Raw genomic sequence first — 20,205 nt, 5'->3', positions numbered from 1 at the left:
CGTCGCGGCTACGGTGACCGGGTGGATCTCAATCTCTTCGGCGGGGTCTTCGTGACCCTGCTGGTCATCATGGATCCGCCGGGCATGATGCCGATCTTCCTTGCGCTGACCGGGCCGCTGTCGGCGCGGGAGCGTAACCGGGCGGCCTGGCAGGCGGTCGCACTGGCGCTCGGTGTCATCGTGGTCTTCGCGGTGGCCGGCCAGACCCTGCTCGCCTACCTGCACGTCGACCTGCCGGCGTTGCAGGCGGCCGGCGGGCTGTTGCTGATCCTGGTCGCGTTGGAGCTGCTCACCGGCAAGACCGACGACCCGACCAAGCAGACCACCTCCAACATCGCCCTGGTGCCGCTGGGTACGCCACTGCTGGCCGGGCCCGGCGCGATCGTGGCGACGATGCTCTTCGTGCAGCAGGCCGAGTCGGCGGGGGACCACTTCGCCATCGCCATCGCCATCGTCGCGGTGATGCTGACGGTCTGGATCGTGTTGCGGTTCTCCGGCGGGATCGTCAGGGTCCTGCGTCCCGGCGGGATCGAGGTGGTCACCCGGATCGCCGGCCTGCTGCTGGCCGCGATCGCCGTGCAGCTCATCGCGGACGCGATCTTCGCCTTCGTGGCCGACTTCACCGGGGCGGCCTGACCGGCCGGCGCAAGTGTCGGGGGCGGATGGCAGGATCATCGGCGTGCGACGAACCTCCCCGACCGGACGACCCGCCGGCGGTCGTGCGCCCCGACCCCGCGACGCGCAGCCCGAGCAGCTCGGTTTCGAGGGCATGCCGGAGCGGCTGTTCGTCTGTACCCCGAGCAAACTCGGCGCGTACGCCGACTGTCCGCGGCGCTACCGCTACTCCTACGTCGATCGCCCGGCCCCGCCGAAGGGGCCGCCGTGGGCACACAACTCGCTCGGTGCCAGCGTGCACACCGCCCTGAAGAACTGGTACGCCCTGCCGCCCGACCGGCGTCGCCCCGAGGTGCTGCCCACGCTGCTCAAGGGCACCTGGGTGCGCGAGGGTTACCGCGACGACGAGCAGGAACGCGACGTCTACCGGCGGGCGCTGGGCTGGCTTGAGGCGTACGTCGACGGGCTCGATCCGGCCGACGAACCGGTCGGGGTGGAGCGGGTGGTGGCGGTGAAAACCGGCGTGCTGGCGTTCAACGGCCGTGCCGACCGGATCGACGCCCGCGCCGGCACCCACGGCCCGGAGCTGGCCATCGTCGACTACAAGACCGGTCGTGCCGCGCTGGACACCGACGACGCGCGCGGCTCGCAGGCGTTGGCGCTCTACGCGTACGCGGCCGAGCGGGTGTTCCGTCGGCCCTGCCGCCGGGTCGAACTGCACCACCTTCCGAGCGGCACGATCGCGGCGCACGAGCACAGCGCCGAGTCGCTGGCGCGGCAGGTGACCCGGGCCGAGGAGACCGCTCGCGACATCATGACGGCCGAGCGGTCCGTGGCCGACGGCGCCGACCCCGATGACGCCTTCCCGACCACGCCCGGGCCGCGGTGCGCCTGGTGCGACTACCGGCGCACCTGCCCCGCCGGTGCCGCCGCACCGGAAAAGGACCCGTGGGCCTCCGTGGAACGCCCCCCGACCCAGGGCTGAGCGCGTCAGTCGTCGGCGGCGCGGCGGGCCTGGCAGGCGGGACAGCGCCCCCAGAAGGTCACCTCCGCCTCGTCCACCTGGAAGCCGTGGGCCGGGCCCGGGTCGAGGCAGGGGGTGCTGCCGGCCGTGCAGTCGATGTCGGCGATCTCGCCGCAACTTCGGCACACCACGTGGTGATGGTTGTCACCAACCCGGGCCTCGTAGCGGGCGGGGCTGCCGGCCGGCTCGATCCGGCGGGACAGACCGGCGCGGGACAGGGCGCCCAGCACGTCGTAGACCGCCTGGGTGGAGACGGAGTCGAGGCGCTGGCGTACCCGTCGGGTGATCTCCTCGACCTCCAGGTGGCCCCCTTCGGCCAGGACATCGAGCACGGCGAGGCGTGGCCGGGTGACACGCAGGCCGCGCGACCGGAGAAGTTCCTCCCCTGCGCACATACGTCAATGACAGCACGGCGCTCGTGGCGCGACAACCGGCCCTCAGGCGCCCGGCGGGCCCGACCGGCATCGATCCGGCTGAACCCGGCCGATCGGTTTCGCGTGTGACCAGAAGAGTCCTGGGCGGGCGGAAGGCACCGCCGTACCCTGACGTTCCATCACCACCTACCGCCGGAGGTCCGATGTTCGAGAAGGTGCTGGGTCTACCCGGGCACGTGCTGGTCGTACACGCGGTCGTGGTCTTCGTTCCGCTGCTGGTGCTGCTCGCCGTCGCCTACATCGCGCTGCCGCGGTTCCGGTCGCGGCTGGACTGGGCGGTGGTGGCCTTGGCGGTGGTCGCGCCGGTCACCGCCTGGATCGCCGAGGAATCCGGCGAGGCGTTCCAGGAACAGCAGATCGCCCGGGGCTTCTCGGGGGAGATCCTGGAAAAGATCAACGAGCACGCCGAGTACGGCGGACTGCTGCTCCGCTACACGCTGGGGCTCGCCGTGGCCGTCATCCTGCTGCTGGTGGCGACCAGCGGCCACCCCCGGGCACCGAAGCTGCCGCGCTGGGTGCCGCCGGTGCTGTCGGTCGTGGTGGTGGGGCTGGGCGTGCTCGCCGTCGTCTACACCTGGTTGGCCGGCCACTCGGGTGCCGAGATGGTCTGGGGCAACACCTTCGACTAGGCCCGGTCTGCTGGCTCAGCGCAGCGCCCGGGAGCAGAGCAGGCAGACCAGCAGCAGCAGGACGGCGGCGGCGACCAGGCCCACCGCCCAGGTCACCCGCTGCGCTCGCTGCTCCTGGGCATCCAGGGCGGTCATGTCCTGCGCCGGGAGCTGCCGGGGCGGGTTCGGCCGAAGGTGCACCTCCGGCCGCCAGCCGGCCGGCGGAGCGATGGTGGGCGGTGGCCCGAGGTAGCCGGCCGGCCCGAGCGCCGGCGGTTGTCCGGGGCTGCCACCCGCCGGGGCGGGGCGATCTGCCGGGGCGGGGTGGCCAGCCGGGACGCCGGGCGCTGACCCGGCGCCGGAATCGGGTCGGCGCCACTGATCGTCGGGTGCCGGGCCGGAGCGGGGGGGCGTCACGCCCTGCGACGCTACCAACTGCTGCGCTACCCGGCGGTCAGGCCGCGCCGCCGCGGGCTGCGTTACCCTTGCCGCTCGTGAGTACGCGGGATACCGGCAGGCGGAGCGACGACGACCGCACCGTCGACCTGAGTGACGATTTCGTGGTGCTGCCCGAGCAGACCTCCGACGACACCGACCGTGGCTGGGGTGAGCCGGCGGGCGGCAACGACGACCGGTTGCTCGCCGAGCGCCCGCCGCACTGGGACTGAGCGAAGCGCCGGCTTCGGCGGCACGTGCTGAGCGCTTTCGGCGGCACGTGCTGAGCGGTGGCAGGTGTTAAGAAGGGGCCCCTTTACCGCACGAGGCGTTAATAAGGGGCCCTTCCTTGCTGCTTCAGGTGGTGGCGGTGGCCGGTGCCTTGCTCGCGCCTCCGGCCGAGGAGCCGCCGGTGGAGCCGGTCGACGAGGAGGTCGAGGTCGTCGAGCCGGAGGACGACGAGTCGGACTTCTCGGACTTGCTCGTGGCGGTGCCCGACGCGGTCTCCGAGTCGGAGCTGCGGGAGTCGGTGCGATAGAAGCCGGAGCCCTTGAACACGACGCCGACGGAATTGAACAGCTTCCGCAGCCGCCCCTCGCATGCCGGGCAGTCGGTCAACGGGTCGTCCGAGAAGGATTGCACCGCCTCGAGCTGGTGACCGCACGCGGTGCAGGCGTACTGGTACGTGGGCACGTTCTCCTCCGGATCTGGCACAGCCGATTGGCACTCGACGTATTCGAGTGCCAATGGTGCGTCATCGTCCCCCGATTCGTCCAGCGGAAGTGTGGGGTACGACACCCGAGGGGGGCGCCAGCTGGTGCAGACCACCGGTCGGGGTGACCACCGCGCGTACCGGCCGGTCGTGTGGCTCGGCGGGTAGCACGTCCAGCAGTTCGCCGTCGTACAGCGGCACCACCGTGCAGGCGGCCGCGGCCAACCGGGCCAGGGCCCGATCGTACGAGCCGCCGCCCCGGCCGAGGCGTACGCCGCGACGATCCACCGCCAGCGCGGGAAGCACGACCAGTTCGGCGGCGGCGATCGCGGTCACCCCGAGCCGGGGTGTGGCGGGCTCGCGGATGCCCCGGCCGGCGGCCACCATCGCCGCCGGCCCGGTCCACGCCGCCCAGTCCAGGTCCAGGTCGTCGCGGAGGACCGGCAGGATCAACTGCGCCCCGGCCGGCAACGCGTCGGCGAGCACCGCGGGCAGGTCCGGTCCGCCGGGCTCGGTGCCGACCGGCGCGTACGCGGCCACCCGGCCCGGCCGCAGGCGGCGTACCAGGGCGACCAGCTCGGCCTGCACCCGCGCCGCCGCGTCCCGCCGGACGGCCTCGGGCAGGGCCCGGCGGCGGGCGAGCAGCCAGACCCTCCGCTCCCGCTTCGCCTCATGGGTCACTTCCGCGTCCTGCGCAAATTCCGGCACGCAACACTCCTCACGCAACGCCTCCATCTCGGTTGCTCTGTGTCAGCATCGCAGGCGACGGTCGCAACTTCCGGGGGCAGGTGTTGACGCTACGCGGGCGGTTGACCGCAGCCTTCCTGGCTGTGACGTTCGGTCCGGTCCTGCTCGGCGGCGCCTTCGTCGCCGCCACCGTGGCGGCGGTGGATCGCAGCCGTGCCACCGAGCGGTTGGCGGTGGCCGCCGCAGCCGTGCGTACCTCGATAGACGCACTCTGCCAGCAACTGCGCGCCGCGGCGGACGCGGTCGCCGTCACCACCGACCACGCCGGCGTCGCCGCCCAGGTGGTCAACCGGGGCCTCGCCGCTGCCGTGCAGGTCACCGACGTGACCGGTCGGGTCAGCCACGCCACCCCGAACGCGCCGCCGGCGCCCTGGCGGGACTGCGCGGCATCGGCGCCGTTCGGCGGCCCCGTCGGGGCGCTGGTGGTCCGGGTGGAGTTACGCGACACCACCGGCGCGGCGCTGGGTACGGTCGCCGCGGCGCATCCGGTGGACCCGGCGTTCGTGGCGCGGCTCGCGGCGGTGACCGGGGTCGCGGTGACGTTGCTCGACAACGCCGTCCCACCGGCGCGGGTGACCCACAGCACCGAGTCTCCCGGCGGCCGGGAGGCCGTGCTCGCCGCCGCCGCGTCCCTGCGCGACGATCGCGTCACCAGCACCACCGACGGCCGCTACCTCCGCCGGGCCGGCCCGGCCGCCGGGCAGCCGCTGCCGCTGGTGCTCTCGGTGCCCAGCGACCAGCCGCCCGGCCTGTACGCGGTACTGGTCGGGGTGGTGCTGCTCGCCGCCCTGCTGGGGGTGGTCGTGGCCTGGCGGCTGGCCCGGGTGGCCACCCGACCGCTGGTGGAACTGGCCGGTGCGGTGGACCGGGTGGTCGCCGGTGACCTGACCGCCCGGATTCCGGTACGCGACGGCGACGAGATCGGTCGACTGGCCGACGCCGTCAACCGGCTGACCCGCGAGACCGGTGGCTATCTGGCGGCGCTGGCCAGCAGCCGGAACCAGTTGCGCGGGCACCTTGCCGTGCTCGGCGACACCCTGGCCAGCACCCACGACCTGCAGCGGATCCTGCGGGTGATCCTGCACAGCGCGCTCGCGGCGATCGGTGCCCGGGCTGGCGCGGTGCTGCTCACCGCGTCCGACGACGGCCTCGTCGCCGAATGCACCGAGGGATTCGACGGGCAGCGGCCCGGCACCGGACCGGTCCGGGTGCCGCTGGGCAGCGGGGTGATCGGCGCGGTCGCGGTGACCGGGGAACCCTGCCGGGGCCGCCTGGCGGCCGACGTGGGGCCGCCCAGCGAGCCGCCCTGCCGGACGTACATCGCGGTGCCGTTGGCCGGCCCGGCGGCGCGACCCACCGAGGGCCCGCCGACCGCGACCGGTGCCAAGGCCGCGCCGGCGCTGGGCGTGCTCGCCCTCTACGACCGGCTCGGTGGGGAGGAGTTCGACGACGACGACCTGGCCACCCTGCGTACCTTCGCCGGGCATGCGGCGGTGGCGGTGCACAACGTACGCGTCCACGAGGAGACCCAGCGACTGTCGCTCACCGACCCGCTCACCGGGCTGTGGAACTACCGCTACCTGCGCGAATCGCTGCGACGGGAGGTGGAACGGGCCAGCCGCTTCGGTCGGATGGTGAGCGTCCTCGTGCTCGACCTGGACCGGTTCAAGAAGGTCAACGACACCTACGGCCACGCGGCCGGTGACACGGTGCTGGTCGAGTTCGCCAGCCGGGTACGCGGCGAGATCCGGGAGGTGGATCTCGCTTTCCGGCAGGGTGGGGAGGAGTTCGTGGTGCTGCTGCCGGAGACCGACGTCCGCGGCGCGGCGATCGTCGCCGAACGGCTCGGCGCGGCCATCCGCACCGCCCCGGTCCCGGTGGTCGGACATGCCGGGGTCCGGGAGTCGATCCCGGTCACGGTCTCCATCGGCATCGCCGTCTATCCGGACCACGCCGACACCGGTCCGCGGGTGCTGGAGGCGGCGGACGAGGCGCTCTACGCGGCCAAGGCCGCTGGCCGGGACACCTGGCGGGCGGCACGCGCCCACCGAGGCGGCGAACCCACCGCGGTGGGTTCTGCCGGCACCGGCAGAACCGGTCAGGCGGGCGGCGCGTCTTCTGGTCCTCACCCGCCGAGTTACGGCCCTGGCCGATAGTCTCGCGACATGTCGGAGCACTCAGCGAACCCCTCAACGGCCGCCGCCACCGGCCGCCCCCGTGCCGTCAAGGCGGTCATCCCGGCCGCCGGTCTGGCGACCCGGTTCCTGCCGGCCACCAAGGCGGTCCCGAAGGAACTGCTACCGGTGGTCGACCGGCCGGTGTTGCAGTACATCGTCGAGGAGGCCGCCCAGGCCGGGATCGGCGACGTCCTGCTGATCACCGGCCGCGGCAAGACATCCATGGTGGACCACTTCGACCGCCGCCCCGACCTGGAGGAGCGGCTCGCGCAGAAGCCCGACCTGCTCGCCGCCGTCAAGCGGACCGAGGAACTGGCCGCCATCTACACCTGCCGGCAGCCGGAGCAGCTCGGCCTCGGCCACGCGGTCGGGTACGCCGAGTCGCACGTCGGCGACCAGCCCTTCGCGGTGCTGCTCGGCGACGAGTTCGTCAAGCCCTCCGAGCCGCTGCTGCCGGCCATGCTGGAACTCCAGGCCCGTACGGGTGGCGTGGTGCTCGCGTTCTTCGAGGTCGACCCGGCCGAGACGAAGCGGTACGGCATCGCCTCGGTCGAGCCGGCGGAGTCCGAGCTGACCGACATCGGCGAGGTCGTGAAGGTGACCGGCATGGTCGAGAAGCCGACACCGGAGGAGGCGCCGAGCAACCTCGCCGTGCTCGGCCGCTACGTCCTGCCCGGCAAGATCTTCGACGCCATCCGCCGGACCCCGCCCGGCAGCGGCGGGGAGATCCAGCTGACCGACGCGATGGAACTGCTGCGTACCGAGGGCACACCGGTGCACGCCATCGTCTACCGGGGCACCCGCTACGACACCGGCATGCCGCTGGGCTACCTGCAGACCGTGGTCCAGATCGCCGCCGAACGCGAGGACCTGGGCACCGAGTTCCGCAAGTGGCTGACCGACTTCGTCAACACCGACGCGTCGGGCGGTCCGAATACATGACCGCGCCGGCCGACGCCGAGGCGGCCGAAAACGGGTTGACGCGGCTCGCCGACTACCTGGGCAGCGTGCTGCGCAGGTTACGCGCGCTGCCTCCGCTCGACCTCGACCTCACCCAGGCGTACGGCAACGTCCTCGCCGAGGACGTCGTCGCACCGCACGCCTTCCCGGCCTTCGACCAGGCGGCCGTCGACGGGTACGCGGCGCGCTGGGAGGACATCGCCGGCGGGGCCCGGGGGGTGAGATACGTCCCGGCCCAGTCCGGCGGGCCGGGGGGCCGCACGGTGCGGCTCAACGTGGTCGGTGATCTCGGCGCGGCGAGCTGGCGGCCGGTCCGGCTCACCCCCGGCTCGTGTTTCTCGGTCGCCGCCGGCGCGCCGCTGCCGATCACCGCCGACGTGGTGGTGCCGGTGGAGTGGACCGACCAGGGCATGGCCGCGGTGGAGATCTTCCGCGTCCCGAAACGGGGGTACGGGGTACGCCGGGCCGGCGAGGAGGTGGCCGCCGGGGACGTGCTCGCCCGCTCCGGCACGTACGTCTCACCGGCCCTGGTCGCCGTGCTCGCCGCCACCGGGATCGGGCACGTGGTGGTCCGCCCCAGCCCACGGGTGGTCATCGTGGCCACCGGCGACGAACTGGTCGACGTGGGCCGGGGCAGCCAGCCCGGCCAGGTGGTGGACGCCAACTCGCACGCGCTGACCGCCGCGGCGGCGGAGGCGGGCGCCCTGGCGTACCGGGTGGGCATCTGTGACGACGACCCGGAAGGGCTGCGCGGGCTGCTGGAGGACCAGACCCTGCGCGCCGACCTGATCATCACCACCGGCGGCACCGGCACCGGGCCGGGCGACATGGTCCGCCGGATCCTGTCCCGTCGGGAGGGCGGCCGGGGCGGCCCGGTCACCTTCACCGATGTGGCGCTCTACCCGGGCACCGCGCTCGGGTTCGGCACCGTCGGCGCCGAGGAGGTGCCGGTGGTGTGCCTGCCGGGCGACCCCGGCGCCGCGATGATCGGCTTCGAGGTGCTGGCCCGCCCGGCAATCAACCTGCTGGCCGGCGCCGAGCCGGTGTTTCGCCCCAGCGTACGGGCGCATCTGCTGGAGACCGTCTCCTCACCGGCCGGGCTGCGCGAGTTCCGGCCCGCCCACGTCGCCGAACGGCGTGGTGGGGGATACACTGTCCAGCCGCTCGACGGCGGCCCGTTCACCCTCTCCGGCCTGGCCGAGGCGAATGGCCTTCTGGTCCTTGGCGAGCGGGTGACCGCCGCCGCCGCCGGTTCCACCGTGGACGTGCTGCTGCTGGACCGCCGACGGTGAATCGCCGCTGACGCTCGGGGTTGGAGGATCGGTGCGGTTCAGACGGGCACCCGGCTGGCCGGTGGTGCTCGCCGACGGTCCGGTGCTGCTGCGGCCCTACCGGCGTTCGGACGCGGCCGCCTGGTCGGAGGTGCGTCGCGCCAACCGCGACTGGCTGGCCCCCTGGGAATCGTCGCTGGCCGGTGACTGGGCCGAGCTGAACTCGCCGGCCACCTTCCGCTGGATCCACCGCGACCAGCGGCGTTCGGCGCGTACCGGCGAGGGGATGCCGTTCGCGGTCTGCCTGTGCGAGGGCGGCGCGGAGCGGTTCGTCGGCCACCTCAACGTGGGCAACATCGTGCGCCGGGCGTTCTGCTCCGGCTACGTCGGATACTGGGTGGACCGCCGGGTGGCCGGCCGTGAGGTGATCCCCACCGCGCTGGCGCTCGCCGTCGACCACGCCTTCGGCCCCGGTGGCCTGCACCGGCTGGAGGTGAACATCCGCCCGGAGAACCGGCCGTCCCGCCGGGTGGTGGAGAAGCTGGGCTTCCGCGAGGAGGCGTACCACGCGCGCTACATGCACATCGACGGTGCCTGGCGCGATCACATCGGGTACGCGATGACCAGTGAGGAAGTCGCCGCCGAGGGCGGCCTGCTGGCCCGCTGGCACCGGCTGCGCGCCAACGCCCGGTGAGGCGTCCCACGTCCGGGATCGGCGCGGCGCGGTTGTTCCAGGGGCGGTGACCCGTAACCTCAGGTAACTGCAAGCTGCGGCAAGCGCTGCCCGACCTGCACGATTCACGCCGCCGGCGCCGGCCGGTGGAAGATCCTGCGGCCGGGCGGCGGTTGCTCCGAATTCGGTGACGGGAGGGGTGAGGGTGCCGACCTCGGTGCTCCTCGCCGTCCTCGCCGCCGCCGGTCTGCTCGCCCTCGCCCCGGCGTTGGTCCGCCGGTACGACGCCGCCGAGCGGCTGGTGGCGGAGCGGGCGCAGTCGACGGCGCGGGTGCTCGAGCGACGTCGACGGCGCCGCACTGTCCCGGGTCGGCGCCCGGTCAACGCACCTCGCAGCCTGGTGGTCACCCTCAACGAGGAGGCCCGCTCGGGCGGGCTGGCCGCGCCGGTTTCCGGACCACCCGCCGCAGGCCGCCCCGGTCGGCAGAGCCGGCTGCGCGCCGTGCCGCCCGCCGCGAGTCGGCCCCGTCACCGTCCGGACCGGCGCCGCCCGCACACCCCCGCCATCTACCGCCGTCGCCGGGTGCTCGCCGCGCTGGTCCTGCTCAACGGCGTCGAACTGGTCGGCGTGGTGGTGGTCGGTCCCGGGTTCTGGATCAGCTTCGCGGTCACCGCCACCCTGCTGATCGTGTACGTCGTCCACCTGCGCGCCCGCGCCGTGGCCGAACGCCGCCGACGCCGCGCCCGCGCCCGCGAGGCCGCCTGGCTGGCCGCCCGCCAGGCCGAGGTACGCCGCGAACAGGCCCGCCGCGCCGCCGCCCGCCGCGAGGCGCAGCGCCGCCTGGCCGCCCAGCGGGAGTCCGTCCGCCGTACCGCCATGGGCCTGGACCGCCCCGCCGACCTGCCGGCGGCGGCCAGCGGCGGCTCGGTCTCCTACCGCCGCACCGGCGGCCTCCGCGGCCGCCCCTACGAAGCCGGCCGCGGCATGTAAGCAAGGGCGGTGGCGGCGGGGCGGATCCTGTCACGTCGGCGGCTGGGCGATGAGACACGTCCGTAACCGGCCCCGTCGCGTGCCACAGGACGCCGCAACTCGCGGCCCTTCCGCAGGGCGCCGCAACTCGCGGCCTTTTCGCAGGGCGCCGCAACTCGCGGTCTCAAGCGGCCCGGAAGGCCCAACCTGCCGCAACCCGTGCCATTCGAAGGACGGAAGACGGCGACATGCCGCAACCCGTGCCATTCGAAGGACGGAAGACGGCGACATGCCGCAACCCGTGCCCGCCCTGAGCACCCGAACACCCCGAGATGCCGCAACCCGTGCCACCCACCCCCAGGCACGGCGCCGCCACCCCTGGATCTCGCCGCCACCACCTATCGCCGGTCTCCCCCAATAACATCTCAGGCGGCCGCGGGACTTGATCTCTAGCCCGCGTGGCACCGCGATGTCGCCCGGGACCGGCAGGTGCACGACCCGCAACTTCGCCGAAGTTGCTGCCTCCGACGGTGGTCGAGGCCGCATCTTCAGCGAAACTGTGTGGATCTTGTTAGATCCGGCGGGCGGGGCGGTTCGCGACGGGGGTGGTCGACCTGTTAGCCTTGTCGCCGGCCCGCCCGGTGTCAGCCGGGTGGGACCGACGCCGGTCCGCCGGCGGAGGGGCTGTGGCGCAGACCGGTAGCGCACCTCGTTCGCATCGAGGGGGTCAGGGGTTCAAATCCCCTCAGCTCCACCCAGCTCAAAGGCCGTTTCCGCCCGTCGGAGACGGCCTTTTTGGCGTACGGGGTGGGCCAGGCATGTCACGATCGGTGCTCGACCGGACATGGAGTAGGCGTGGGCTCCGGGATCGAGCACGAGGAACGCTTCCGACGCATTTATGCGGCCAACTTCGAGCCGCTGTTGGCGTACGCGATGCGGCGCGTCGAGCAGCCCGAGGACGCGGCCGACGTGGTTGCCGACACCTTTCTCGTCGCCTGGCGGCGCAGCCGTGACCTGCCGCCCGAGGCAGAGGTCCGGCTGTGGCTGTACGGGGTGGCCCGGCGGGTGCTGGCCAACCACCATCGCGCCGGAGCGCGCCGGGACCGGCTGGGGGACCGGTTGCGGCAACGAATCCGGTTCGCCGTCGCCGTCGACCCGGGCAGCCAGGTGCCCGAACGACTCACCGTGCAGGCTGCGCTGGCTCGGCTGGGGAAGTTGGACCGGGAGGTGTTGATGTTGACCTTCTGGGAGGGGCTGGAGCCGCGTGAGGCCGCCGCGGTTCTGCGCGTCAGCCCGGCTGTGGTCCGCAGCCGGCTGTCACGTGCCCGGGCCCGGTTCCGAGATCTCGTCGGTGACGATCTCGGCCCGCCCGGACATGTACTCGACGTCATGCCAGCAGGCACCTGGGAGGAGGGCAGATGACCGACGAGCAGATGGACCGGATGGTCCGAGACGCCGACCCCTACCGACCGGAGATCATCAAGCACCTCGACGGGGCCGCGCAGAGCCTCCTGGAGGAGATCATGTCCGTACCGACTCTCGAAGCCGTCGCCGAACCGCCGGGCAGGCGCCCGCGCCCGCGCCGCGCCGTGCTGAGCGGCCTCGCCGGCGCGAGCGTCGCAGCCACTCTTCTCGCCGGTGTCCTGGTCGTCTCGGCCTTGCGCGACCGGTCGGACGAGCCGGTGACCCCGCCTACCGCTACGGAGGCGATGGACCCGACCAGTTATTCGGCGATGGTGCTGAAGGCGGCCGAGGAGAACCCGCGACTGCTGATCGACCAGCCTGGCTGGACGGCGACCACCGTGTACGGCTTCGCCGAGAAGGTAGGCACCATCGGTTTCAGCAACGGCGGACGGTATCTGGAGATGAACTGGTATCCGGCCGACCAGTACGACGGCTACCACAAGGATCGGCTCCACGTCAGCGAGCCGGAACCGGTGAAGGTCGATGGCTGGCCGGCCGACCTGTTCCGGTACAGCGCAAGCGACTTCGCCGTCATGCTCCGTCCCCGTGACGGTTCCTTCGTCGAGCTGCGTACCGGCAGCACCTGGACGCGGAGCGAGTTCGACCGGGTTCTCGCCGACGTGGTCCGCGTCGACGCCCGCACGTGGCTCGCCGCGCTTCCGGCTGAGATCGTCACACCGGAGCGGGTCAGCGAGCAGACGGCCAAGATACTCGCCGACGTGCCACTGCCTCCCGGCTTCGACCCCACCTCCCTGAACGACCTGGGCACCAACGACGCCTACCAGTTCGGCGCGAAGGTGATCGGCCGGGTCGGCTGCGGGTGGATCGCCGAATGGCTGCGTGCGAAGGAAGCCGGCGACGATGCCGCGCTCCAGCGGGCCGCTGAGGCGTTGCGCAGCAGCCACAAGTGGCAGGCCCTGCACCAGATGAAGGACGAGGGCGCCTGGCCGGAGGTCTTCTGGAAGGTCGCCGACGAGGTGGCCGCCGGGAAGCCCCCCGCGCAGTACGAAGATGGGCTGGGCTGCGAGTAGTCGTCCCTGATCGGGGCGCTGGAGATCAGCGGACCAGCGCCCCGATTGGCGTATGTCCTGAGTCGACTGTCAGGATTGCGACATGACGGTCCGACTTGCCGGCAGGGTTGCCTTGGTCACGGGTGGCAGCCGTGGTATTGGTGCCGCCGTCGCGCGACGGCTGGCCGAGGATGGCATCCATGTCGCGTTCACCTACCGCGCCGCGGAGACGAGTGCGAAGGCCGTGGTGGCGGACATCGAGGCGTACGGGCGCACCGGTCTGTCGATCAGCGCGGACAGCGCCGACCCGGCGGCGGTGGTGGGTGCGGTCGAGCGGACCGTCGCCGAGTTGGGGCGGCTGGACATCCTGGTCAACAACGCCGGGGTGTTCGCGGGCGGGCCGATCGAGTCGGTCAGCTTCGACGACCTGGACCGGGCCGTCGCGGTGAACGTGCGCGGGGTGTATCTCACCACCCAGGCGGCGGTACGTCACATGGGCGAGGGCGGGCGGATCGTCAACATCGGCAGCAGCTTCGCCAGTCGCGTCCCGGCCCCCGGGGTGAGCGCGTACGCCATGACCAAGAGCGCGGTCAACGGGCTGACCCGGGCCCTCGCCCGCGAACTCGGCCCGCGCGGAATCACCGTCAACCTGGTCCTGCCCGGCTCGACCGACACCGACATGAACCCGGCCGACAGCACCGACGCGGACGCGCAGCGGTCGCACATCGCGCTGGGCCGGTACGCGGCACCGGCCGACGTGGCGGCCACGGTCAGTCACCTGGTGGGCGACGGCGGACGGCACATCACCGGCGCGTCGATCGCCGTCGACGGCGGCGCCACCGCCTGAACGGTCGAACCGGTCCGGCCTGAGGACGGCTCGACCAGGTGAGGCGATCGAGCGGTATCCAGTCGGCCGCGTTCACGCCGCCAGGGTGGGCTCTTGTCGGAGCTGGGTTGCGGTGCGGACGAGCCCGGCGACGGTCCGGGAGCGGCTGTGCGGGGGCCAGGCGAGCACGGTGGTGACGTGCGGTGCGTCGGTCAGGGGGACGGCGGCGTGCGCGTTCCAGAGCCACGATCGGGACGAGGCGCAGAGCACGGCCATGGTGCGCCCGAGGGCGATCAGCTGAGCCAGTTGCGACTGGTCGTGGATCTCGGGGCCCGGGCCGGGTTCGTAGCTGCCGTCCTGGCGGGGCCAGCGGGCGACCGGCAGATCCGGTACGTCGTTGATGTCGGCCATGGTCAGAGACGTACACCCGGCGAGAGGATGCCCGGCGGGCAGGATGGCGATCTGTTGTTCGATCAGCAGATCCTCGGTGTCGAGCCCGGCGAGATCGTCGAAGGGCCGCTGCATGAGGGCGGCGTCGGCGCGGCCGTCGCGCAGCATTCGCGCCTGTTCTCCCATGCCGCACAGCAGCACGTCGACCTCGACCGCGCCAGGTTCGGCGGCATGGGCTTCGAGCAGCTTCCGCAACAGCTCGTGATTCGCGCCGGCCTTCGTCGCCAACGTCAGGTGGTTCGTGGCGGACGCGGCCCGGCGGGTACGGCGGGCGGCTGCGGTGGTCGCGTCGAGGATGGCACGGGCCTCGTCGAGCAGCACCTGACCCGCGCCGGTGAGGGTGACGCCCCGGCGGTTGCGTTCCAGCAGGGTGACACCGAGGCGCCGTTCGAGCTGCTGAATCGCCCGGGACAGGGGCGGCTGAGCAATGCCGAGGCGCTCGGCTGCCCGGCTGAAGTGCAGTTCCTCGGCGACCGTGACGAAGTACCTGAGCTCACGGGTCTCCAGCGTGTCCACGAAACGACGATACTGCGGTGATACCGGACGGGTATGACAGCGCACCCAAACGGTGTAACGGCGGCACCTGTTGCCGAGCCACCATCGGCGCCATGAGTGACAAGAAGACGGCGCTGATCACCGGCGCGAACAAGGGACTCGGATACGAGATCGCGGCCGGGCTGGGCGCGCGGGGTTACCGGGTGGGGGTGGGGGCCCGCGACCGTGCGCGGGGCGAGGCGGCCGTGCAGAAGCTGCTTGTCGATGGAGTGGACGCGTTCGCGGTCCCCCTGGACGTCACCAGCGACCGGAGCGCCGCCGAGGCCGCCGAACTGATTCAACGCCTCGACGTCCTGGTCAACAACGCCGGCATCTCGGGAGAGACCGGACCGGGATGGGTGCAGGATCCGACCACGCTCGACCTCGACGTCGTCCGCGCGGTCGTGGACACCAACGTTTACGGCGTGATCCGGGTGACCAACGCGATGCTGCCGATGTTGCGGCGCTCCGCCTCCCCGCGCATTGTCAACATCTCCAGCAGCGTCGGATCACTGACCTGGCAAACGGACCCGAACATCGAAGTCGGCCCGGTCATGGCGGCCTACTCGCCGACGAAGTCGTTCCTCAATGCCCTCACCGTGCACTACGCGCGGCAGTTCGCGGGTACGGGCATCCTCATCAACGCCGCCTGTCCGGGCCTGGTCGCGACCGACTTCACCGGCTTCCAGGGCCGGTCACCCCGGGAGGCGGCGGCAACTCCGATCCGGCTGGCCACCCTGCCCGACGGCGGCCCGACCGGCTCGTTCTTCAACGACGACGGCGTCGTCCCCTGGTGACTCGGACATGTCCCGGCATCGGGTGCCGGGCACCACCGGCCCGACCGAACAATGACCGTTGCGCGTCGATCTCTTGACGTCGCCGGGATGTGAACGTTATCAATCAGTTGACGGTTTGCGAGGCACGGTAACGAGGGGTGACGAGACATGCGACTGAAGCTCCTCGGCAGGAAGCTGGCGGCCACCCTCACCACCCTGGTCACGGCGACCACCGTCGCAGTGGTGGCACCGGCCGCCCCGGCGCTCGCCGCCGCCGTGACCTTCACCAACCCGCTGGCCGAGCAGCGCGCGGACCCGCACGTCTACCGGCACACCGACGGCTACTACTACTTCACCGCGACCGTCGGCGAGTACGACCGCATCGTGCTGCGCCGCGCGACCACGCTCCAGGGGCTCGCCACCGCCACCGAGCGGGTGATCTGGCGTAGGCACAGCACCGGCGAGATGGGCGCGCACATCTGGGCACCCGAGATCCACTTCATCGACGGCCGGTGGTACGTCTACTTCGCCGCCGGCCGGACCGACGACATCTGGGCCATCCGGCCGTACGTGCTGGAGAGCACCGCCGCGAACCCGCTGGACGGGCCGTGGGTCGAGCGTGGACAGCTCCAACCGGCGCGCAGCAGCTTCTCGCTCGACGCGACCACCTTCGTGCACAACGGCCAGCGCTACCTGGCCTGGGCCGAGTACGCCGGCAGCAACTCCAACATCTACCTCGCCCGCGCGGTCAACCCCTGGACGTACGCGGGCACCCCGACGCTGATCGCCACCCCCACGTACGCCTGGGAGACCCGGGGTTACCGGGTCAACGAGGGACCGGCGGTGCTGATCCGCAACGGCCGGGTGTTCATGACCTACTCGGCGAGCGCCACCGACGCCAGCTATGCCGTCGGGCTGCTCACCGCCTCGGCGGGCAGTGACCTGCTGAACCCGGCCTCGTGGTCCAAGCGCGCCACGCCGGTGCTGGCCAGCGACAGCCGGACCGGCCAGTGGGGCCCGGGGCACAACTCCTTCACCGTCGCCGAGGACGGCAGCGACGTGATCGTCTACCACTCCCGCAACTACGAGCGGTACCTCGGCAACGGCTACGATCCGCTGAGCGACCCGAACCGGCGGACCCGGATCCAGCGGGTCTACTGGAACGCCGACGGTACGCCGAACTTCGGCGTACCGGTGCCGGACGGCGTCACTCCGGTCCGGCTGCGTTCGCACGACCTGCCGGACCGCTACCTGCGGCACTGGGAGTTCCGGGTGCGGCTGGAGCCGAACGTCACCAACCTGGCCGATTCCCAGTTCCGGATCGTCGGCGGGTTGGCGGATCCGACGGCCGTTTCGCTGGAGTCGACCAACTATCCCGGCTACTACCTGCGGCACCGCAACCATCAGCTCTGGGTCGAGCGCAACGACGGCTCGAACCTGTTCCGCCAGGACGCGACGTTCACCCGCCGGGCCGGTCTGGCCGACGCGGCGAAGCTGTCGCTGGAGTCGGTCAACTTCCCCGGCCAGTACGTGCGGCACCGCGACGGGCTGCTGTACCTGGAGAGCGTCTCGGACGCGGCCGGGCGGGCGTCGGCCACCTTCGCGCTGGACTGACGTGAGTGTCGGGGGGCGTGCCTAGACTCCCGCGGCATGGCGACGGTGACCTTTGTGGACGAGAGCACGGCCGGTGCGCGTACCCCGGCCTGGGCCTTGCGGATCTTCGAGGAGCGGCTGACGCTGCGTGAGCTGATCCGGCGGCGGATCCACCAGGAGGTGGCCGAGCACAACGCCGCCACCCCGGCACCGCGCCGGCTGCTGGTGCAGCCCACCTCGATCGAGCGGACGCTCAACGGTGAGCCGGCCGAGCGGTCCCACCGCCGGGTCGACGCGCAGCGGCAGGTTGCCCTCGCCGAGGAGGCGTTCACCCGTAACGGCTTCGTGGTGCTGGTCGGCGACCGTCAGGTGGAGGAGCTGGACGACGAGGTCGACCTGCGCCGCGACACCGAGGTCACCTTCCTGAAGCTCGTCCCGCTGGTGGGTGGCTGATGACCACCACCACCGACACCGTCTGGTACGCCACCCGCGCCCGCGACCTGGTCGCCGCGAACGACCTGGCCGCGCTGGCCGAGCACCTCTACGCGCACGCCCGGCGCTGTGGGGACGATCCGGAGGTGTCCGCCGCGCTGCGCGCGCTGTCCCGGCCGGACGTGTCCCGGCTGATGCTGGCCATGATCGGCGTGCACCGGCGGGAACAGACGCGGATCTGGTCGGTGCTGGAGCTGATCGGGCAGCTGTCCCGCCGACTGCCCGCCGACCTGACGCCGGAGCAGCTTCAGGATCTCGCCGCGTACGCCGTCGAGGAGCCGTACTCGTTGTCGCCGGCCGCGCTGGAGACCGTGGCCCGGGGCCTGGCCGCCACCGGTCCGCTCTCCGCCGACCTGGTGGCGGTGCTGGTCGACCGGTCCGACGAGAGCCAACGACTGCGGCAACTGGTGGTCGGGCTGACCGGGCCGCATCTCGACCAGGACGATCCGTGGGCCGAGCAGATCCTGACCGAGTTGCCCACCCTCGATCCGGCCTGGCAGCGGCTGGTCGGGCACGCCAGCACCGCCACCACCGCTCGGCCGTCGGCCGGCTGGTCCAAGGAGGCGATCCGGCAGCTGGCGGGGTTCGACCCGGTCGAGGCGAGGCAGGTCCTCGATCGGTGGCTGATCGCCGCCTCCCGTACCCCGCAACACCCACCGTCCGCCATCAACGCGGACCTGCTGCGCGGCCTGCTCTGGCTGGTCGAGCGGGCCGACCCGGCGCCCGAGCAGGTCCGCCGGATCGGTGGCCTGGCCGAGGTGATGCTGCGCCGGCTGCCCGGGATCGGGCCGGCCTGCCCGAAGGTCGCCAACGCGGCGGTCGGGGTGCTCGGGCGGCTCGACGGCGAGGCGGCGCTGGCGCAGCTCGCCCGGTTGTCGGCCCGGGTCACCCACAAGGGCACCCGCAAGGAGATCGACAAGGCGCTGGACGCCCGAGCTGCGGCGCTCGGCGTCGGCCGGGACGAGATCGAGGAGCTGGCCGTCCCGGACTACGGCCTGACCGAGGTGGGCCGGCACGAGGTCAGCCTCGGCGGGTGCCGCGTGGAGCTGCTGATCGGGTCCGCCGGGGCCACCCTGACCTGGCACAACGAGTCCGGGCGGAAGGTGAAGAGCCCACCGGCGGCGGTCCGCCGAGACCACGCGGCGGAGCTGACCGCGCTGAAGGGACTCGTCAAGGAGATCACGGGCATGCTGGCCGCCCAGACGGCCCGGCTGGACGCGCTCTTCCTGGCCCAGCGCACCTGGAGCCTGGCCACCTGGCGGCAGCGCTACCTCGACCATCCGCTGGTCGGCGCGCTGGCCCGCCGGCTGCTCTGGCTGGTCGACGGGGTGCCCTGCGGCTGGGCCGACGGCGCGCTGCGTACGGTGGACGACACCCCGGTGACCGCCGCCGACGATGCCGAGGTGCGGATCTGGCACCCGATCGGCCGGCCGGTGCCGGAGGTCGTCGGCTGGCGGGAGTGGTTGGAGCGGCACCGCATCGTCCAGCCGTTCAAGCAGGCACATCGCGAGGTCTACCTGCTCACCCCGGCCGAAGAGGCCACCGGCACCTACTCCAACCGGTTCGCCGGGCACATCCTGCGCCAACACCAGTACCATGCGCTGGCCGCGGTCCGGGGCTGGACCGACCGGCTCCGGCTGATGGTCGACGACTCGTACCCGGCGACCGGCCGTGAGCTGCCCGGCTGGGGCCTGCGCGCCGAGTACTGGGTGGAGGGAGTCGGCGGCGAGTACGGCGACGACACCACCGAGAGCGGGTCGTACCTTCGGCTCGTCACCGATCAGGTGCGCTTCTATCCGATCGGTGCCGCGCAGAACTGGTCACACGCCTCCGGTGGCGGCTACACGGGCGCTCGGTGGACCGAGGCCCGACCAGCCGACCCGCTGCCGCTGGACCAGGTTCCGCCGCTGGTGTTCAGCGAGATCATGCGCGACGTGGACCTGTTCGTCGGGGTTGCCAGCGTCGGCAATGATCCGACCTGGTCGGACGGCGGCCCGCAGGGCCGGTTCCGGGAATACTGGTCGTCGTACAGCTTCGGGGAACTGTCGGCGACCGCCGAGACCCGGCGCGATCTGCTGACCCGGCTGCTGCCCCGGCTGGCGGTGGGTCGACGGGCCCGTGTCGACGGCCGGTTCCTGGTGGTCGACGGCGACCTGCGCACGTACCGGATTCACCTGGGGTCGGGCAACATCCTGATGAGTCCGAACGACAGCTATCTCTGCATCGTGCCGGACCGGGCCGCCGGCCGCGCCGGTGAGCAGCAGTTCCTGCCGTTCGAGGGGGACGGCATGCTGGCCGTCATTCTCAGCAAGGCGATGCTGCTCGCCAAGGACGCCGAGATCACCGACCCGTCGATCACCCAGCAGATCAGATCCGACGGCTAGCCGATCGAGCGGCCCACCTGCCACCCCGACCCGCGCATCGGCGCATCAGG

The 20,205-nt window shown here is 72.3% G+C and carries 21 protein-coding genes and 1 tRNA gene; 17 read left to right on the top strand and 5 right to left on the bottom strand.

Going from position 1 to position 20,205, the window contains the following annotated elements:
• Positions 1-21: 21 nt before the first annotated feature.
• Positions 22-636 (top strand): MarC family protein, encoded by a 615-nt coding sequence (locus IEY61_RS04165; protein ID WP_189040897.1) that lies wholly within the window; start codon positions 22-24, stop codon positions 634-636.
• A 133-nt stretch (positions 637-769) separates the two neighbouring features.
• Positions 770-1,600, top strand: coding sequence for a RecB family exonuclease (locus IEY61_RS04160; protein ID WP_189041200.1), 831 nt, complete (start codon positions 770-772; stop codon positions 1,598-1,600).
• Between the two features lie 5 nt (positions 1,601-1,605).
• On the opposite strand, the gene IEY61_RS04155 is transcribed toward IEY61_RS04160, so the two are convergent.
• On the bottom strand, positions 1,606-2,034 hold the full coding sequence (locus tag IEY61_RS04155) for a Fur family transcriptional regulator (RefSeq protein ID WP_189040896.1): 429 nt from the start codon (positions 2,032-2,034) through the stop codon (positions 1,606-1,608).
• Between the two features lie 182 nt (positions 2,035-2,216).
• Between IEY61_RS04155 and IEY61_RS04150 the strand changes: the two genes are divergently transcribed.
• Complete coding sequence (locus IEY61_RS04150) at positions 2,217-2,702, top strand: DUF2231 domain-containing protein (protein WP_189040895.1); 486 nt, start codon at positions 2,217-2,219, stop codon at positions 2,700-2,702.
• A 15-nt stretch (positions 2,703-2,717) separates the two neighbouring features.
• Here IEY61_RS04150 and IEY61_RS04145 read toward each other — a convergent pair whose 3' ends face one another.
• Positions 2,718-3,098, bottom strand: a complete 381-nt coding sequence (locus IEY61_RS04145) for a hypothetical protein (RefSeq protein ID WP_189040894.1) — start codon at positions 3,096-3,098, stop codon at positions 2,718-2,720.
• A 68-nt stretch (positions 3,099-3,166) separates the two neighbouring features.
• On the opposite strand from IEY61_RS04145, the gene IEY61_RS04140 reads away from it, so the two are divergent.
• Entirely contained in the window at positions 3,167-3,349 is a 183-nt protein-coding gene (locus tag IEY61_RS04140; protein WP_373293099.1) for a hypothetical protein, read from the top strand.
• Positions 3,350-3,473: 124 nt separating this feature from the next.
• Here the strand turns inward: IEY61_RS04140 and IEY61_RS04135 are convergent, their stop codons facing one another.
• A complete protein-coding gene (locus tag IEY61_RS04135) occupies positions 3,474-3,809 on the bottom strand; it encodes an FmdB family zinc ribbon protein (RefSeq protein ID WP_189040892.1) in 336 nt (111 codons plus the stop codon).
• 61 nt (positions 3,810-3,870) lie between these two features.
• The gene (locus tag IEY61_RS04130; RefSeq protein ID WP_229705673.1) at positions 3,871-4,536 is read right to left on the bottom strand and encodes a 5-formyltetrahydrofolate cyclo-ligase; all 666 of its coding nucleotides are present in this window, start codon (positions 4,534-4,536) and stop codon (positions 3,871-3,873) included.
• Positions 4,537-4,619: 83 nt separating this feature from the next.
• Between IEY61_RS04130 and IEY61_RS04125 the strand changes: the two genes are divergently transcribed.
• The 9 genes from IEY61_RS04125 (at position 4,620) to IEY61_RS04085 (ending at position 13,947) form a co-directional block, all read left to right on the top strand.
• Positions 4,620-6,731 (top strand): GGDEF domain-containing protein, encoded by a 2,112-nt coding sequence (locus IEY61_RS04125; RefSeq protein WP_189041198.1) that lies wholly within the window; start codon positions 4,620-4,622, stop codon positions 6,729-6,731.
• A gap of 9 nt (positions 6,732-6,740) precedes the next feature.
• Positions 6,741-7,694 (top strand): UTP--glucose-1-phosphate uridylyltransferase, encoded by a 954-nt coding sequence (locus tag IEY61_RS04120; protein WP_189040890.1) that lies wholly within the window; start codon positions 6,741-6,743, stop codon positions 7,692-7,694.
• The gene (locus IEY61_RS04115) at positions 7,691-9,004 is read left to right on the top strand and encodes a molybdopterin molybdotransferase MoeA (RefSeq protein ID WP_189040889.1); all 1,314 of its coding nucleotides are present in this window, start codon (positions 7,691-7,693) and stop codon (positions 9,002-9,004) included. Before IEY61_RS04120 ends, IEY61_RS04115 begins: the two co-directional genes overlap by 4 nt.
• A 31-nt stretch (positions 9,005-9,035) precedes the next feature.
• The gene (locus IEY61_RS04110) at positions 9,036-9,677 is read left to right on the top strand and encodes a GNAT family N-acetyltransferase (protein WP_229705672.1); all 642 of its coding nucleotides are present in this window, start codon (positions 9,036-9,038) and stop codon (positions 9,675-9,677) included.
• Between the two features lie 178 nt (positions 9,678-9,855).
• Positions 9,856-10,647 (top strand): divisome protein SepX/GlpR, encoded by a 792-nt coding sequence (gene sepX / locus IEY61_RS04105; RefSeq protein WP_189040888.1) that lies wholly within the window; start codon positions 9,856-9,858, stop codon positions 10,645-10,647.
• 659 nt (positions 10,648-11,306) lie between these two features.
• Positions 11,307-11,380, top strand: a tRNA-Ala gene (locus tag IEY61_RS04100).
• Between the two features lie 101 nt (positions 11,381-11,481).
• A complete protein-coding gene (locus IEY61_RS04095) occupies positions 11,482-12,048 on the top strand; it encodes an RNA polymerase sigma factor (RefSeq protein WP_189040887.1) in 567 nt (188 codons plus the stop codon).
• A complete protein-coding gene (locus tag IEY61_RS04090) occupies positions 12,045-13,121 on the top strand; it encodes a hypothetical protein (RefSeq protein ID WP_189040886.1) in 1,077 nt (358 codons plus the stop codon). Before IEY61_RS04095 ends, IEY61_RS04090 begins: the two co-directional genes overlap by 4 nt.
• Before the next feature lie 82 nt (positions 13,122-13,203).
• The gene (locus IEY61_RS04085; RefSeq protein WP_189040885.1) at positions 13,204-13,947 is read left to right on the top strand and encodes an SDR family NAD(P)-dependent oxidoreductase; all 744 of its coding nucleotides are present in this window, start codon (positions 13,204-13,206) and stop codon (positions 13,945-13,947) included.
• A 72-nt stretch (positions 13,948-14,019) separates the two neighbouring features.
• On the opposite strand, the gene IEY61_RS04080 is transcribed toward IEY61_RS04085, so the two are convergent.
• A complete protein-coding gene (locus tag IEY61_RS04080; protein WP_229705703.1) occupies positions 14,020-14,883 on the bottom strand; it encodes a LysR family transcriptional regulator in 864 nt (287 codons plus the stop codon).
• A 101-nt stretch (positions 14,884-14,984) separates the two neighbouring features.
• Between IEY61_RS04080 and IEY61_RS04075 the strand changes: the two genes are divergently transcribed.
• The 4 genes from IEY61_RS04075 (at position 14,985) to IEY61_RS04060 (ending at position 20,155) form a co-directional block, all read left to right on the top strand.
• On the top strand, positions 14,985-15,707 hold the full coding sequence (locus tag IEY61_RS04075) for an SDR family oxidoreductase (RefSeq protein WP_189040883.1): 723 nt from the start codon (positions 14,985-14,987) through the stop codon (positions 15,705-15,707).
• A gap of 147 nt (positions 15,708-15,854) precedes the next feature.
• Positions 15,855-17,300, top strand: coding sequence for a family 43 glycosylhydrolase (locus IEY61_RS04070; protein WP_189040882.1), 1,446 nt, complete (start codon positions 15,855-15,857; stop codon positions 17,298-17,300).
• 36 nt (positions 17,301-17,336) lie between these two features.
• The gene (locus IEY61_RS04065) at positions 17,337-17,732 is read left to right on the top strand and encodes a hypothetical protein (RefSeq protein WP_189040881.1); all 396 of its coding nucleotides are present in this window, start codon (positions 17,337-17,339) and stop codon (positions 17,730-17,732) included.
• Positions 17,732-20,155, top strand: a complete 2,424-nt coding sequence (locus IEY61_RS04060; protein WP_189040880.1) for a DUF4132 domain-containing protein — start codon at positions 17,732-17,734, stop codon at positions 20,153-20,155. Before IEY61_RS04065 ends, IEY61_RS04060 begins: the two co-directional genes overlap by 1 nt.
• Positions 20,156-20,205: the final 50 nt, after the last annotated feature.

Origin of the sequence: Micromonospora sonchi (assembly GCF_014646235.1) — a bacterium.
GTDB classification, from domain to species: Bacteria; Actinomycetota; Actinomycetes; order Mycobacteriales; family Micromonosporaceae; genus Micromonospora; species Micromonospora sonchi.
This window is presented reverse-complemented; position numbering and strand designations above follow the sequence as displayed.

Coding starts and splice junctions, on each gene's coding strand:
- IEY61_RS04160 (WP_189041200.1), top strand. CDS start 770: ATGCCGGAGCGGCTGTTCGTCTGTACCCCGAGCAAACTCGGCGCGTAC.
- IEY61_RS04155 (WP_189040896.1), bottom strand. CDS start 2,034: ATGTGCGCAGGGGAGGAACTTCTCCGGTCGCGCGGCCTGCGTGTCACC.
- IEY61_RS04150 (WP_189040895.1), top strand. CDS start 2,217: ATGTTCGAGAAGGTGCTGGGTCTACCCGGGCACGTGCTGGTCGTACAC.
- IEY61_RS04120 (WP_189040890.1), top strand. CDS start 6,741: ATGTCGGAGCACTCAGCGAACCCCTCAACGGCCGCCGCCACCGGCCGC.
- IEY61_RS04115 (WP_189040889.1), top strand. CDS start 7,691: ATGACCGCGCCGGCCGACGCCGAGGCGGCCGAAAACGGGTTGACGCGG.
- IEY61_RS04090 (WP_189040886.1), top strand. CDS start 12,045: ATGACCGACGAGCAGATGGACCGGATGGTCCGAGACGCCGACCCCTAC.
- IEY61_RS04085 (WP_189040885.1), top strand. CDS start 13,204: ATGACGGTCCGACTTGCCGGCAGGGTTGCCTTGGTCACGGGTGGCAGC.
- IEY61_RS04075 (WP_189040883.1), top strand. CDS start 14,985: ATGAGTGACAAGAAGACGGCGCTGATCACCGGCGCGAACAAGGGACTC.
- IEY61_RS04070 (WP_189040882.1), top strand. CDS start 15,855: ATGCGACTGAAGCTCCTCGGCAGGAAGCTGGCGGCCACCCTCACCACC.
- IEY61_RS04065 (WP_189040881.1), top strand. CDS start 17,337: ATGGCGACGGTGACCTTTGTGGACGAGAGCACGGCCGGTGCGCGTACC.
- IEY61_RS04060 (WP_189040880.1), top strand. CDS start 17,732: ATGACCACCACCACCGACACCGTCTGGTACGCCACCCGCGCCCGCGAC.